The 15,686-nt window shown below is 39.6% G+C and carries 10 protein-coding genes and 9 tRNA genes; 17 read left to right on the top strand and 2 right to left on the bottom strand.

Annotated elements, in window-relative coordinates; genetic code table 11:
* Positions 1-4 precede the first annotated feature (4 nt).
* The 9 genes from B494_RS0111660 to B494_RS0111620 all read left to right on the top strand — a co-directional run bounded on the left by B494_RS0111660 (position 5) and on the right by B494_RS0111620 (position 829).
* Positions 5-80, top strand: a tRNA-Val gene (locus tag B494_RS0111660).
* Positions 81-83: 3 nt separating this feature from the next.
* A tRNA-Thr gene (locus tag B494_RS0111655) sits at positions 84-159 on the top strand.
* A gap of 16 nt (positions 160-175) precedes the next feature.
* Positions 176-261 (top strand) — tRNA-Tyr (locus B494_RS0111650).
* 29 nt (positions 262-290) lie between these two features.
* Positions 291-361 (top strand) — tRNA-Trp (locus B494_RS0111645).
* Positions 362-375: 14 nt separating this feature from the next.
* Positions 376-451 (top strand) — tRNA-His (locus B494_RS0111640).
* A gap of 28 nt (positions 452-479) precedes the next feature.
* A tRNA-Gln gene (locus B494_RS0111635) sits at positions 480-554 on the top strand.
* A gap of 6 nt (positions 555-560) precedes the next feature.
* Positions 561-635 (top strand) — tRNA-Gly (locus B494_RS0111630).
* A gap of 30 nt (positions 636-665) precedes the next feature.
* Positions 666-739 (top strand) — tRNA-Cys (locus tag B494_RS0111625).
* Between the two features lie 6 nt (positions 740-745).
* Positions 746-829: transfer RNA gene (locus B494_RS0111620), tRNA-Leu, on the top strand.
* Positions 830-986: 157 nt separating this feature from the next.
* On the opposite strand, the gene B494_RS0111615 is transcribed toward B494_RS0111620, so the two are convergent.
* Positions 987-2,321, bottom strand: coding sequence for an ISL3 family transposase (locus B494_RS0111615; RefSeq protein WP_017470787.1), 1,335 nt, complete (start codon positions 2,319-2,321; stop codon positions 987-989).
* 868 nt (positions 2,322-3,189) lie between these two features.
* On the opposite strand from B494_RS0111615, the gene B494_RS0111605 reads away from it, so the two are divergent.
* Positions 3,190-4,380 (top strand): GNAT family N-acetyltransferase, encoded by a 1,191-nt coding sequence (locus tag B494_RS0111605; RefSeq protein WP_017472572.1) that lies wholly within the window; start codon positions 3,190-3,192, stop codon positions 4,378-4,380.
* An 88-nt stretch (positions 4,381-4,468) separates the two neighbouring features.
* Here B494_RS0111605 and B494_RS21010 read toward each other — a convergent pair whose 3' ends face one another.
* Complete coding sequence (locus B494_RS21010) at positions 4,469-4,606, bottom strand: hypothetical protein (RefSeq protein ID WP_017472571.1); 138 nt, start codon at positions 4,604-4,606, stop codon at positions 4,469-4,471.
* Positions 4,607-5,177: 571 nt separating this feature from the next.
* Between B494_RS21010 and B494_RS0111595 the strand changes: the two genes are divergently transcribed.
* From B494_RS0111595 to B494_RS0111570, 7 genes are all read left to right on the top strand, one after another.
* On the top strand, positions 5,178-6,656 hold the full coding sequence (locus B494_RS0111595; protein WP_017472570.1) for a TIGR02677 family protein: 1,479 nt from the start codon (positions 5,178-5,180) through the stop codon (positions 6,654-6,656).
* Positions 6,656-7,819 (top strand): TIGR02678 family protein, encoded by a 1,164-nt coding sequence (locus B494_RS0111590; RefSeq protein WP_017472569.1) that lies wholly within the window; start codon positions 6,656-6,658, stop codon positions 7,817-7,819. Before B494_RS0111595 ends, B494_RS0111590 begins: the two co-directional genes overlap by 1 nt.
* A complete protein-coding gene (locus B494_RS20175; RefSeq protein WP_144032225.1) occupies positions 7,819-9,165 on the top strand; it encodes an AAA family ATPase in 1,347 nt (448 codons plus the stop codon). Before B494_RS0111590 ends, B494_RS20175 begins: the two co-directional genes overlap by 1 nt.
* Positions 9,158-11,821, top strand: a complete 2,664-nt coding sequence (locus tag B494_RS19935; RefSeq protein WP_051128245.1) for a TIGR02680 family protein — start codon at positions 9,158-9,160, stop codon at positions 11,819-11,821. The genes B494_RS20175 and B494_RS19935 overlap by 8 nt, the downstream gene beginning before the upstream one ends.
* A gap of 16 nt (positions 11,822-11,837) precedes the next feature.
* Positions 11,838-13,130, top strand: a complete 1,293-nt coding sequence (locus tag B494_RS0111580) for a TIGR02679 family protein (RefSeq protein WP_017472568.1) — start codon at positions 11,838-11,840, stop codon at positions 13,128-13,130.
* 441 nt (positions 13,131-13,571) lie between these two features.
* Entirely contained in the window at positions 13,572-14,165 is a 594-nt protein-coding gene (locus B494_RS0111575) for a TetR/AcrR family transcriptional regulator (RefSeq protein WP_017472567.1), read from the top strand.
* Positions 14,166-14,317: 152 nt separating this feature from the next.
* Complete coding sequence (locus tag B494_RS0111570) at positions 14,318-15,673, top strand: IS1182 family transposase (RefSeq protein ID WP_017470474.1); 1,356 nt, start codon at positions 14,318-14,320, stop codon at positions 15,671-15,673.
* The last annotated feature ends 13 nt before the right edge of the window (positions 15,674-15,686 follow it).

Genomic DNA, 15,686 nt, shown 5'->3' with positions numbered 1-15,686 from the left:
AGACGGAGGATTAGCTCAGCTGGGAGAGCACCTGCCTTACAAGCAGGGGGTCGCAGGTTCGAGCCCTGCATCCTCCACCATATGCCGGCCTAGCTCAATTGGTAGAGCAACTGACTTGTAATCAGTAGGTTGGGGGTTCAAGTCCTCTGGCCGGCACCAGTTGATTATTATAATTGGAGGGATAGCGAAGTTGGCCAAACGCGGCGGACTGTAAATCCGCTCCCATCGGGTTCGTAGGTTCGAGTCCTACTCCCTCCACCATTTTCTTTATTAAATTTCAATTCTCACATAGGGGTATAGTTTAACGGTAGAACAGAGGTCTCCAAAACCTCCGGTGTGGGTTCGATTCCTACTACCCCTGCTTTTGCTTTTATGGCGGTCGTGGTGAAGTGGTTAACACATCGGATTGTGGTTCCGACATTCGTGGGTTCGATCCCCATCGGCCGCCCCATTAGTGATTTTATTTATTATTATAGTATTGGGCTATAGCCAAGCGGTAAGGCAACGGTTTTTGGTACCGTCATGCGCTGGTTCGAATCCAGCTAGCCCAGCCATTAAATGCGAAAGTAGTTCAGTGGTAGAACATCACCTTGCCAAGGTGGGGGTCGCGGGTTCGAATCCCGTCTTTCGCTCCATTTTTTTATTTAAGCATATAATAAAAAGATGGCGGTATAGCCAAGTGGTAAGGCAGAGGTCTGCAAAACCTTTATCACCGGTTCAAATCCGGTTACCGCCTCCATATTGTGCCGGTGTGGCGGAATTGGCAGACGCGCGGGACTCAAAATCCCGTTCCCTCACAGGAGTGTCGGTTCGACCCCGACCACCGGTATCTTTTATAACAGCTTAGCCCTTGCGGTTAGGCTGTTTTTGTGTATTCTGTCCCAAATTTGTCCCATTTCTATATAAATTGGTTCTTTGTCAAATGACGTTGGTCAGAATTTTTGTCGACAATTTTATAGTTGAATTTCACAAACATTTAAGTAGGGTTATACTGCTTGAATGTTTGTTTGGTTTGGCACCATTTTTGTTGATTTTGATTCAACTGATCTTAACTTGAAATGAAGTAAGATGCGGTATTTATAGTTTCTGAAATTGCGATAACCATAGGCCACACGATTAAGCACTTTAATCTTATTGTTGATCCCCTCGATGCGTCCGTTGTTAAACGGGTACGTAAAGCTATTTTTAATGTAAGGCAGGTGTTGGCGTAAGGTTTTCATACTTGTCTTCATATAGCTAGAGACTGGGCCTTTATGCTGGTGGTTTAAGAGCGTCCGCAGTGCCTCCTGATCTGCTTGCTCAAACGCACACAAGATACGCTGATACAAGTCGTAATTCTCTTTTAATTCAGAGGAGAAACGAAGTAGTTCTTCTACTACATTGGTTTCCAACCGTTGCCCAAATAAATGAAAATACTTATATTCTGTATTCGATAAATCCGATTGACGCTTTAATAACAGACGCCAGTAACGCTTTAAGCGACGGTATTTCTTAAGATCTTCTCCGTTAGAAGTATGGAAGCTATTCATCACACGAATACGCGTCTTATTCATGGAACGATTGATTAATTGCGTGAGGTGAAAACGATCAATAACGATCTCCGCTTGAGGAAACATCGCTTTGATGACATTCACGTATCCCGCATTCATATCAATGGTGATGGTTTCCACATTTTTGCGGTCAGCTAAGCTATAATTCGCGATGAAGTGATCCTTAATCTTTCGAGCGTCTCGGTATTCAAGGATATCAAGAATATCGCCCGTTTCCGCGTTAATGTATTCAAAGGCCATCAATCCTTTGGCGTATTTAAATTCATCAAACGAAAGATGTTTAGGTAATAAGCAATGATGAAAGCTATACCCTTTCGCTTCTTCCGTAATGAGCCGTTGAACCGTTGTCGCAGACACGGCCGTATCTTTTGCGATATCCTGTAAAGACTGCGCTTCTGTCGCCTTGATTAAAACACATGCCTTCGTATATTTCGAAAGATAACAATGTTTTTCTACAAGAGAGGTAGTTGCGGTAAACGTACCCTCGCACGCCTTACACTTAAAGCGTTGCTTTCTCAAATTCAGGTAGGTTTTCTTCACCCCATCAATCGGAAGGGTAATACGTGAGCATTGTGTGCCATTTTTATAGATCGTGTAATCTTCATTCTTAACGCCACAACTTATGCAAGCTTCTGGTGTATACGTTAACTTTCCTTCTACATAGCGACACGGTTTTCCCTTTAATTCCCCATCATAGAGGCATCCTTCCTCAAAAGTTATATTTCGGTCTTGAATATCGAGTAACATTCTAATATCATTAGAGTATGACAAGTGCGTTCCCTCCTGGATTGGTTTTCGTCGACTTTAATTCTACAGGGAAACGCACTTGTTTTCTATCTATATACATAGAAAAGACGCTAGTGAATTTCGATCTCCTTTTCACATAATTATGAAAGGGAGATTTCTCTTCACCTACGTCAAATATTGTACAACCCAAATAAGGAGCTTGCGTGTTTTTTTTCTCTGAATTTTTTCTTTACCCCAACATATATTTTAGAGCCAGAAAAATGAACAATATAGGCCCTAATATATGTTGGGGTATGAAGGTTGCAACGCAAAATCGGATCCAAAGACGATGGTCTACTTGGTTCTAACACTGTAGGAGATTTACAAAAATATCTTGGCACGCCTTATAATAAATTAATTAGTGATCCGTCTGTAATGCTGTCACCGTCAAGTACTTTTGAACACTTTATGCTCATTAATTCTGAACACTTTTCGCTCAAAAAAATGATTCTCTGTACTTGAGCCGGTGACTCTTTCCTTCGAACTAACCACATCATCTCTTGTAATTGCTTAAATTGCTTTAGGCTTAACACTGAGACAAGTACTACTTTCACACCTTTTTCCTGCGCTGTCATTAGTTCGTTCAGAAATTGTTTAATCCTCACGTAGTAATGTATCATCTAAATCTAACTTAATCATTTTATATGACATATCTTAAATTTTCTCTTTTCATAGCATCTTATTTTACTAGGTTTGGCGGTGCCTGTCACCTCCCGTTTTTTGTTGAATGATACTATTGATTATTATATTTTCATTATAAGGGAGATAAATTAAAAAGAAGTTGCAAAAAAATGGATTTTATATCAAAATAAAAGTAAGAACTATTCTTACAATTAAAAGGTTGTGTTGAGTAATGAATCATTTTCAGATTAAGCAGGTAGAGTCAGCCCACTTTGATGCTGCACTAAATTTAGATGAGTATGCCTTTCAATATACACTCTCAGACTACGAACGCGAAAAGAAGAAAAAGGAGTTGCAAGGCCAACAATTTGTGTTAGGTTCATTTGTAAATAATCATCTAGCAGCTAAGCTGCACATTCTGCCTTTAAAACTTTTTATAGGAAAGGACTCAATTGATTTTGGTGGTATTGCAAGTGTTGCTACTTGGCCGGAATTAAGAAGAAACGGTCATATCAATCAGTTAATACGACAAGGATTTATAGAAATGAAGAGAAAAGGACAGGTTCTGTCTATGCTTCATCCATTTTTAATTAAATTTTATCAATCTTTTGGCTACGAGGTAACTCACTATACATACAAATATAAACTTGTACCAAAAGATATATCATTGCAACATATAGAAGGTTATTGTCGACGTGTTAGTATAGAAACGAATCTAGTCGAATTAGCTACATTATATCATCAAGCAGCCCAGCAATATGGTCTAATGATCGACCGTGATGATTGGTGGTGGGAAAACCGAGTGGTTTCAGAAAGAGATAGTGTCATTATTTATTATGATGGAAATGAAAAACCGAGCGGCTATTTAATAGCAAATATAAAAAAATCAACATTGTACGTAAAAGAGTTTGTATATCATTCGAAAGAAGCATGTCAAGGTCTGCTTCAATGGATAAAAAATCACGATTCAATGGTGGACGATGTTGATTTACATGTGCAACCTAATGAGACGTTAGCTTTTTATCTAGATAACCCGAGTATTCCATATACAAAGGAGGCATATTTTATGTCTCGAATTGTTGATTTTGTTGGTTTTATGAACCGATACCCTTATATTACGACAAAGAAACGGGTAAAACTTTTAATTGAGATAGAAGATACGCATGCATCATGGAATACGGGGGTGTGGTTAGTGACATTTGAAAATGGTATGTGTGTAACGATAAACAAGGTAGATTATATGGAAGAGTCTACTGCAGATATTGTTGTTAGTGGAAACATAAATATGGTATCAGCATGGTTATTAGGAAGTGAGTCCCTTGATAACTTACGAGCGTTTGGCAAGCTACAAGTAGAAGAAAAGATCTTGGCGTGGGAAGACATAAGTGAAATAAATCAACCGCACATATTGGATTCATTCTAAGGTTAGAGTGGTGCGGTGCTTGTCACTTCCTGTTTTTTGTCGAATAGGTGCACAAATAAGAGCGATGCTTGATTGGTTGTCTATTGGCTTAATAACATTGGAATTCATGGAACTTTAGACTATTTAATACCAATTGAATATAAACAACTGTCCCTATAATTTTTGCCCAGTTTAGTTTTGACATACCAAATGAACGGTTCTCAGCAATGAGGGTCGTTTTTTGCATGGAATAATTACGCCCCTCCTCTATTTAACGTATGTGCCAAATCATTAACTAGATCAATCTCCAATTATAATTAGGGTCATGTAATTAAATAGCAAAAATTATTAGATAGGATTTTGCATTTATCGAACAATTTAGTTGAGCTTAACATTTCTCTTCTAATCGTTGGACGAAAAATTTAATATTATCCAACGAGTTCTAATAGTAAGTCAAGCACAGTTACCTTTAGCATTATACTAACTGCAAAAGAAAATGTTTTGGATCGATTCAAATACATTACCTATTCGCTTAAACATGCCGAAGCGTGAAAATCTAGCTATATCGCATAAACATCAAAGCCTTCTTTCCATGGTAATCCGCGATTCTGGAACAATGAAAAAAGCTCTCAATTTTGTTTTAGTTCTACAGATTATCCTATATAATACTAATTATCTCATTCTCGTAGCACGTCTTTTCTTTATTAGACTATTTTCCTTATAAAATATAAAATAATAGTAGAAATTATCAATGTGGATGACGTTACGAATTAACAAAAAAAGCAAATAAATAGTATTCCAATCTAAGGAGCGATATGATGTACAAGCGTGTAAAAGAAGCAACTTATCTAACTGCAGAAAAGGCTTGGAGTTACAGGGCGATTTTGCGTTATTTTTATATCCAGCACGAGCGCATGCGTGAGTTTTTGTTTCCTGAAGAAATTTTCGCTAGTTTGAAAGAGGCACCAGCATTTCATGACTACACTGAGGATTCGTTGCATCAAGATTTGGATGTTCTTGTAAAGTGGGGCAATCTCATTGCGAGGCAGGAGTCCGGAAAATCAAGGACGATTGAAGAATTTAAGAAAAAGAGATTTCGGTACCAATGCACACCGTATACGGTGGAATTTGAACGGATGATGCTACAGCTAGAAAATATGGGTGAATCGTTTGGTGGATCATTAGAGCGTACGCAGTTTGAGCGTTTGTATCAATCATTACAAAAAGTTGAACAAGTGGTGCGTAATAAGACGAAAGAATCCGATGAAGAATGTGCACAAGTATGGGAAGACGTCATGGCTTATTTACGGGCAATTATCCAAAATACATCGGATTATATGGCGTATATCAACAGTGAGGAAGTCGAGGAGCGCATGCAGACAGAAGCTTTTCTGATTTACAAGGATCAGTTTACTACGTATTTGCGCGATTTTATTATCTCTCTTCAGGGGACGGCATTACAAATTCAGGATCTTTTGCTCGACTTATCGATAGATGACCTGCAAGTCTTTTTCAAACAGGTTAGCCGACACCAAGACCAAACCTTTCGCGTCACAGACGACAACAAAACGAACCCAATGGAGGAATATGGAGAAAGATGGTTAAGCTTAAAGGCATGGTTCCTTGGCAATGAGCACGGAGAGAGCGAATATGAAATGCTGCAGCAACGAACAAATGAAACGATTCGTCGTATTACCCGTGTAGTACAGCGGCTTGGGGAGCGACACCAACATTTTCGTAGTCGAAAAAAAGATTATCTTCACCTAGCAAAGTGGTTCGATGCCATGGTGGAAATGGACAAGGCGCACGAATTGTCCTCTGTAGTTTTCGGAGTCTCTCATACTAGACACTTTTTCATTGATCACGTTCCGTCCGATGATATCTACACCGATGTGTGGGAAGAGGAACCAATGGTACATGAGACGAAGCCAATTGTGCGAAACTACCGGGAGAAAACAAAAGCCGGTGCAGTAACAAGTAATAAAGAGAAAAAAGAAATGATGCAGCGCATCCATTTAGAGCGAAAGCAACGTGAAAAGAAAATGATCGATCAATATATACAGGGAAATGAGATAAAAGTAGCAAATTTACCGTTAGTAGAAGCGCATGTCCGAAAATTACTATTATCGTGGCTAGGAAAAGCAATGGCGAAAAAAGACCGAACTATCAAGACAGAGCTTGGAAGAAACGTCAAAGTCGTGCTTGGTAAAGAACGAGTCCATCTCCACGCAGAGGATGGGGTGCTTGAAATGCCAGATGCCACATTTATTTTTATCGATGAAGAGGTGAACGTATAGTGATCGAACAAGCAACGTTTGATGATCAAACTCAAGAAGCAATAAGCATATTATTCGAGCAGTTTTGGGTGCTTCGTGCGACAGACCCAACCACGTATCAAATGATTAGAGAGCGAGAGAAAAAACTAAGGAAATACGTGAGTGAGCGGCTTGGATTCGATTTAATTGTTCATCAACACTTTATTAAAATGGAAAAAATACCTGTGGATCCAAAAGCATGGATGGGCATTCAGGAATTCACGACGCCAAGAGATTACGCAATATTTTGCTGTGGACTTGCATTTACTGAACGTCGCTCTGTCGATGAGCAATTTTTATTATCGGAAATAACGGAAGAAATAGGAGAATTGTTTCCCGGGGAGCTTCCGCTTGATTGGACGAATTACCAACACCGTAAGGCACTCGTTCGGGCGCTTAAGTGTATGATGAATTTTCAAATTATTAAGGCAGTAGATGGGGATATTGAGAATTTCGCTGCAAACGAGGATCAAGAAGTGCTTTATGAAGTCACTGTGTATGCACGGTACTTCATGCGCTCCTATCCGGAGGATTTATTTCACTACCAGACAGCAAGAGAAATTTTAGATAGTGAATGGCAACGTCAGCAGACGGACGAGCGTAGGAAGCGAGTCTATCGTAAGCTAATGTTTTCACCAGTAGTATATCGGGAAAGTGAACAGGACCCAGACTTCGCCTATATCCGTAATTACCGGAACCGTCTGCGTGACGATTTAGAGGCGCATACGCCATTTCAATTAGAGGTGTTTAAAAATGCAGCTCTCCTAGTATTACCAGAGCGGAAGCAACGATATAGTCTGTTTCCTAATCAGAAAGCGATCATGAGTATTGCACTTCATTTTTCTAGTTATGTGCGTGAGCATCTCCATACATATGTGGTCAATGCATTTGGGGAAATAAAACTGACAACTGTAGATTTTGCAACGATAGTGGAAAATATTAAAGATGAGTATGGTACAGGTTGGAGTAAGCAATATCGGGATATGAGCTATGCAGCCGTTGCTGATGAATTACGGCTAGTCCTCAAAGAATGGGAACTAATGGAGGAAGAATGTGATACAGGTATGCTGATTATCAGGCCTGCGATTGGACGTGTCATCGGCAGATATCCAGCTGATTTTGATAAGGAAGGGATGGAACGATGATGAACAAATGGAAAATGAACCGCGCAGGGTTATTAAACTTTTGGTATTATGATGAAGAAGTTTTTGATTTTTCTGATGGAAAACTGCTGTTAAGAGGAAGCAATGGATCTGGAAAATCGGTAACGATGCAAAGCTTTTTACCAGTGCTTTTGGATGGTAAAACATCACCAGATCGCTTGGATCCATTCGGTTCAAGAGCACGTCGCATGGAGGACTACTTGCTTGGAGAAAAAGAGATAGTCAATCGGGATGAGCGAACCGGATACTTGTACCTTGAATTCAAGCGAAAGGAGACCGAGCAATTTATGACAATCGGCATTGGCTTGCAGGCAAAACGGAATAAGCCAATGAATTTCTGGGGTTTTGTCATTACCGACAACCGACGAATTGGTCAAGATTTGGAACTATATAAATATGAGATAAATGCTGGTAAAAAACAAAAAATTCCGCGTTCACGTGTAGAGTTGGAAAATGTCATTGACGATGGTGGGCACCTTGTCCAAACCAAAGGTGAATATATGAAACTAGTCAACAAATATATTTTTGGCTTTGAAACGGACGAAGCATACGAGGATTTAATAAAATTATTAATTCAGTTAAGAAGTCCGAAGCTTTCTAAGGATTTTCGCCCAACTGTAATCTATGAAATATTAGAAGCAGCCCTCCCACCCCTGACTGATGATGATTTGCGTCATTTGTCCGATACGATTGAACAAATGGACCAAACAAAGCAGCAAATCGAACAGCTGGAGCGGGAGAGGGAAGCAATCACGAGTTTGAATCGCGTTTATACGACATACAACCAACGCATGTTAGCGGACCATGCCAATGAAATGATCATGACGGGTGAAAAGTTGGCAAAAGAAGAAAAAGCACTCTCTGAATTAGAACAAGCGAGTGCGAAGCTTTCGAAAGAAATTACGGAACTAACAGATGACATTCAAAAGTTGAGTCAAGAACAAGAAACATTTACAAAACAACGCGAACGGCTCCAATCTCATAAAGTGTGGAATTTACAAAAGGAATTGAATGATGCGAAGCAGAAATTATCCAGCAATCAGGATGATTTACGGCGGAAAAATGAGCAAATTTCTGGAAAAAGAAAAAAAGAGAGTCAACTGACGGTCGAAAAAAATCAAGTGGAGGAAAAGATTGGCCACCGTCTGCGAACGATGGAGGATATGTTGATTGACTTGGATAATGACGCAGACGAGGCATCTTTCGCCCAACATGATATGAACAAGACTGATTTTAAGCGGCACCAAATGGAATCCTTTGATTTTTCTGTTTGGATGAAAGAGACGGCTGAACACATGAGTGATTTAGAAAGGATTGCCGTTGATTAAAATTAACGAAATTCATCAGTGGGCTGAGGAGAAGGAGTGGCTGACGGTTGAGGAAGCAGCATTTCAAGAAGCATCTCGTTCCCTACAAGCGCTTTATGAAGTCCATGACTATGATAGAGTAAAGAGCCCATTTCGGGAAGTAGTTTTCCGTTACCAGCAACAGCAAGGTGAAAACTTGACCAAATGGAAAGTAGAGCGCGATTTACTAGAAGATCAATTGAAAGAGAAGGAAAGAGAACTGCAGGAATGGAAAGAAAAGAAAGATCCAGAGCCTGCAATGGATCTATTCACTAAAGAAGCACGTCAAAAGCTACGTGACAAAAATGTGTCATTCCTCCCGTTTTATTCGGCAGTTGAATTTCAAGATGACGTGGACCCAGAGGTGCAAAAGCGTATCGAAGCGGCGATGATTGATAGTGGTTTGTTAGACGCCCTCATTACTTCGGAAGAAATTTACATCCAGCACGACCGGATTTTACTTCCAGAACCGAGCATTATGGGCTACACAATGGCTGACTTTTTAAGACCTGATGTAGAAGTGGAATCAAATGTATCAGCCAGTCGTATTGATGAAGTGTTACGCAGTATGGCCATCACTGAAGATAGCTCTTCTACATTCTCTATTAGTGAAAATGGAGATTATCAACTTGGCTTACTAAAAGGACATGCTGTTCCTGTAGAGACGATCCGCTATATAGGTCGAACCGCGCGGAAACGGTTTAAACAAGAACAGATAGAGCGATTGCAGACGGAAATAGAGGAGCTAAAGCAACAGCATACGCAAATCACTCAATCGATTGAAAACTTGGAGACAACAATTAAAGCTGCTGAGGACAAACTCGCGCATTTCCCTTGTGACAACGACCTGCAAGCAAGCTTTGATGAAATAGCGAAAGCCCGTTTTAACATGAAACAGCATAAAGCACGGATGCAGACATTATCCGAACAGCTAAGGGATATCCATGATCAACTTTCGAAAGTGAAGAGTAAGCTAGATCAACAGACTAGATTGTATAATATCGCGGCTACTTTACCAGCTTACGGGGATGCAATTACTGTCATTAAACGATATGAGAAAGATCTATCTAAATTAGAGAAAGAGCATATTCAATATGTGCATGGGCAGATAAGAGAAAAGGATCTGGGCAATCAGCTACAAGACTTGTTTGAGGAGATGGATGAGCTGCAAGGTGACATTCACATTGTCCAAGACCGTGCGGTACGTCTGGGTCAGGATATCGAACAAATAAAGCATCAGATGGAGCGGGAAGGTGTCACAGATATTCAGAAACAAATTGCACACGTACAGCAGAAATTAAAAGAAATTGATGAGGCGTTAATTGATAAGAAAACTACCTTACCGAGTAAAGAAACGGATAAAAAATATGCCATAGGTGAGATCAAAGCAAAAAGAGATCAAGTTACATTCTGGGGAAAAATGTACGAGGCATGGGCGCTTTCATTTGAAGCGGAATTAAAACGGGGCCATGCATGGGAAGTAGAAGAAACAGAACAGGAAGTCATAGAAATTGCAAAAGCAGTTACCAAAAAACATGGCATATTGCTACAGGAAAAAGATCTGAGTAAGCTTAGCAATCAATTAAATCAGGAATTTCTGAAACAGCAAAGCAACCTACTTGAATATCGGATCCACACGCTAAATGCACCGGTTCATATTCCAGCATGGATGGAAGATGAAACAGACGAAGAGAAGTTTCCCCACATCGAGAAATGGAAACAAAAAGGGAATCGGATAATTATCGAGTTGGATTATCTCGGTAAAAAGGTTAGCCCATACACGGTGCAACGCAAAATTGAGGAAGACCAAAACAGGCAACAAAGCCTCCTAAATGACCAAGACAAAGCGTTATATGAAGAAATTTTATACAAATCAGTGGGTCAAAAACTTCGCGCTCGCATTCGTCGTGCAGAGCAGTGGGCAAAAAAAATGGATAAGCTAATGACAACACGAGATACGTCCTCCGGTTTATCGTTCTCTATTCGCTGGAAGCCGAGAACAGCTGATGCAGAGACAGAATTAGATACTATTGATTTGGTGCGATTGTTAAAGCAGGATGCCCGCTTATTAAAAGAAGAAGATTTAGAAAAAATAACGACGCATTTCCGCTCGAAAATCGCCAAGGCAAAAGAGCTCATGGATGGAAAAACAGAAATTCAAACACTTCTTCAAGTATTGAAAGAGGTTCTCGACTATCGGAAATGGTTTTCGTTTATCCTGTATTTCCAACGAGAAGGTGAGTCTAAGCGTGATCTGACGAACAATCAATTTTATAAGTTTAGCGGTGGAGAGAAAGCGATGGCGATGTATATTCCGTTGTTCACCGCATGTTATTCCCGCTATCAAGAGGCGGAGAAAGAAGCCCCTTACATCATTTCCCTAGATGAAGCCTTTGCTGGTGTCGATGAAAATAATATTCGCGAAATGTTTGAAGTCGTCGAGCAATTAGGATTTGATTATATTATGAATTCTCAAGTACTTTGGGGTGATTATGATACGATTTCACAGCTTGCCGTTAGTGAGCTTGTGAGACCGAAAAATGCTGATTTTGTTAGTGTTATTCGATATCATTGGGATGGCAAGCAATTGGATTTACAATTGCCACAGGAAGAAATAGAAGATAATACACTCATGTAAAGGAGAGCCTTCTATCATGAAAGAAGCAATAGACTATTTTCGAGGCGGTAAAGGATTTCACCGCCTCTTCGTTCTTTTTAAGAAAAGATACGAATCACTTGGAAGAGTTGGTGGAACGGTTAAACTCACTGATTGGAAAGACGAGGAGTTAGCCGACATTGCGTTCTATTTTGGATTATCAGAAAGTGAACTGAAGAAGAAAGGGAAAGTGTCACTAGATCAGTTTGAACAACAGTTAAAAAGGACGAAATTTGAGCATATTGGTCTTCAGGAATTATTAGAGGCGTATTTTGGAGAATCACTTGTTTCTAAAAAAGAAGCAAAAGCGTTAAAAGATCAACAACAACAAACCTTTCTGAAAAGCCTGCAAAATGATTTTCCTGCTTTATATTTCTGGTTTCAATATCTGCAGAACAAATCTGCGGATACGTACTGGATCTATAGGTGGATGGAGAAGAGTGAGCAGGAGTTTTATAAAACAGTAGAACTACTAAACGTGGCAATCACCTCTTTACCTGAAAAGCTAGAGCGACTCCCTATGTTTAGTCAGCGAATGATACGTAATCCACATGCTTTTGACCGCAACACGAACTTAGGGAAGCTCTGGATTCATGTATTAGCTGTTCATCGACAGGAAGAAGGGACAGTGTTCATCCCAACAGATAGTGAAGGTATTAATGATTTACTGTTGCAGTACAACATTTTGCGTGATGATATCACCAACTATGTCACATGTGCTAATTTACTAGCAGAAACAAAACGCGGAGTACATTCCATGTGGCGAGCAGCGACTTCAACGGAAAGTGTATTAAATGCCCCTTTGCGCGAACTTGTCACGTTAACCTCTGTTTATCCAGAAAATGGACTTATGAAAGTTTGGATTGTAGAGAACTCTGGTGTCTATTCCAGTATCCTAGATGACGTACCGTATGCGCCAATAATCTGTACCCATGGTCAGTTTAAATTAGCTGCTTTATTATTAATGGATCGGTTAGTGGAAAATGGTTGCGAGTTGTATTATGCAGGGGATTTTGACCCGGAAGGATTGAGTATGGCGGCGAGATTAATGGAGCGCTATCCAGAAAATGCGAGGTTGTGGAATATGGATGAAGCTTCTTACAAACGGTCTCAGGCTGACGTCGACTTACCTCCAGAAAGAATGAATAAATTGGCTTCAATTGCAAATATAGCATTAGCACCAGTTGTGTCAGCTATGGAGATCAAGAAAAAAGCGGGTTATCAAGAAGCACTGGTGGATCAGATGGTCTCTGATTTGAGGCGTGAAATTGGCAAAAAGAATTCTAGATAAAAGCGGGAAGAACTCTTATCTTATTTATCTGATAAAAATGTTAAAAAAAGGATGGTTTTTGCCCTTGTTTAAAAATAGTGATTTAAGGCGTCCTTGACCGAATTGTTCATGATGATTCATACAATGGACTTATCGATGGTGAGGTCTCTACAAATAATAGTGGTAGAATTGTAGGTTAGCTACTATTGTCTAAAGAAATCTTGGTAAGTTGAATGATTCAAAACGAAATAGAGTTCCTCACCTAAGATATTTGAATAACCACACTTAGTTGAGCAATAATAATGGGTTTAAGTCGAATGTTGAAGCAAGCGTGTAGCTCATCCTCAACACTTGATTTAGAACCTAAATTAAATGCCGATGGCTACAGTATGCAATAAACAATAAGTAGCTTGCTAAATACATACTAATCGGTTAGTATTTAATTAAAGGAAGGTGGAGGCAGTGAAAAAGAATAAATTCCAACTAAAACGAGAAAAAACTTATCAGAATCTATTAAATGCAGGAATGAAAGTATTTTGTGAGAATGGCTATGCGTCGACTAGACTTGAAGATATTACTAATGAAGCAGGTTATACCAAAGGTGCGTTTTACGTGCATTTTAAAAACAAACAGGATTTCTTTTTTCACCTTCTAAGCGATCAAGGTTTCTTTTTTAAAGAAGATCACACCGAGGATGAGCTTGAAATTATTGGATCTGATTTTGAAAGCACCATCAGTTATTGGAGTCGTGCAGTATTGAATCGCTATATCGCTTCGACTTGGACATTGGTGTTTTATGATTTCTATATACAAAATCGACATGATGAAAAAGTCCAAGCATTTTTTCATGGCTATCATCAAAAATGGATTAAAGATGTCTCACGTATTATTCAGGGGATGCAACAGAAAGGTTGGATAGCGTCGGGGGCGGATGCTAATAGATTGGCTGTCCGGTGTTACGATATCATCACAGGTGCTATCATTCATTACCATATGTGCGGCAATCAGGTTGATCCGGATGATATGACAAAAGCAATAATGAATCTTTTAAAATAACAGAAATTTTATTTTTATTTAATAGAGTGAATTTCATAATTCAGAGTCCTTGAGCCCCAACGAGTTTGAGAGATAAAAAAGGAAGTACCTCCCCAAATCTTGTATAATGGTAGTTGAGAGACAACCAAAAAAAGACTGGAGGAGTACCCCTTATGACCATTATACGACAACAAAACTTATTTGGCATCCAAGAATTATACGAGATGGAACCTACCCAACGTTATGAAGCCATTATTTCAGCAATAGATTTGGATGCTATCTACCATGAAATAAACAAAAAATCCCGACTTGGTGCACCCGTAGCGTTGAATTATGCGGCGATGATTATTTCTATGTTTGTACGAATCGTTGAGCGCATTCCGACGATGAAGGACCTGATCAAACGTCTGAATGATGACGTTCTATTTAAGTTGAATTGTGGGTTTCTTGTGTCTGACAACACTCCCTCTGAAGCTGCCTATTCACGACTTATAACGAAACTGAGTGCCTCTGATGTGTTAGAGAAGTCACAAGAGAAAGTTGTTCTTCAAGCCATTGCTGAAGGCTTTATTATGGATGACACCGTCGCTATTGACGCCACCCATTTTGAAGCACGTGATCAAGCACCACCAAAAGAAGAAAAGCCAAAAGCAGAGCCTAACAAGCGCGGGCGCAAACCAAAAGACGAGCGAGAACAATGGCTGATGGAACAAGCAGAAAAGGAAGCAAAACTTCCCCTTTACGAAAAGAAAATAGAAGCTCAGTTGGATGTTCCTTTACATGAGTTACGTTCGGAAGTTCCTCAAGACCCTAAATGGGGTGTGAAAAAGAACAGCGAAGGAAAAAATGTCTTTTGGTACGGCTACAAAGGTCACTTAGCTGTTGGAACATCCAGTCAGTACATTTTACAGTCTCTTTTTTCTTCTGGCAGTCTCAATGATGGAAAAGCAGCTATTCCTTTATTAAAGGGAGTGGATGAATGCCTATCCTTGCCTTTTTTGACCTACCAGACAATGGATGCAGGATATGACTACGCCCCTATTTATGTTCAAGTTCATCGAATGGGAAACCAATCTGTCATTGCTTATAATAAGAAAAATGAAGCAGAACCCATTGGGTTTGATAAACACTTTGCCCCAACCTGTTTTAGGGAACATTCCTATCGTTATGATAGTTTTTATGCCAAGTATGAAACGTTGAAATACACAAGACCAAAAGAATGTAGCGACTGTCCTTTAGCTAACGAAAGTATTTGCCAAAAGGTTTATAAAGTAAAAATCACGACAGATCTCCGAAAATATACAGCCCCAGCTCGTGGGTCAAAAGCGTGGAAACATATATCAAAGCGCCGCTCAGCAGTAGAACGCGTCAATGGTTATCTAAAGGAATATTTTCAACTGGACAATGTGCGTTATCGAACTGGAAAACGAGCAAAAGTTCATTTTGACATCGTCACGCTTGTTTATAATGCATCAAAATTAGCAAGTGATCGTGTGAATTTAGTGTTAAATCAGCAACAAGTTGCTTAAAAAAACTTTTTAA

It is taken from the genome of Amphibacillus jilinensis Y1, assembly GCF_000306965.1.
Taxonomy (GTDB): domain Bacteria; phylum Bacillota; class Bacilli; order Bacillales; family Amphibacillaceae; genus Amphibacillus_C; species Amphibacillus_C jilinensis.
The sequence above is the reverse complement of the archived record's forward strand: the minus strand, read 5'-3'. Positions and strand labels throughout refer to the sequence as shown.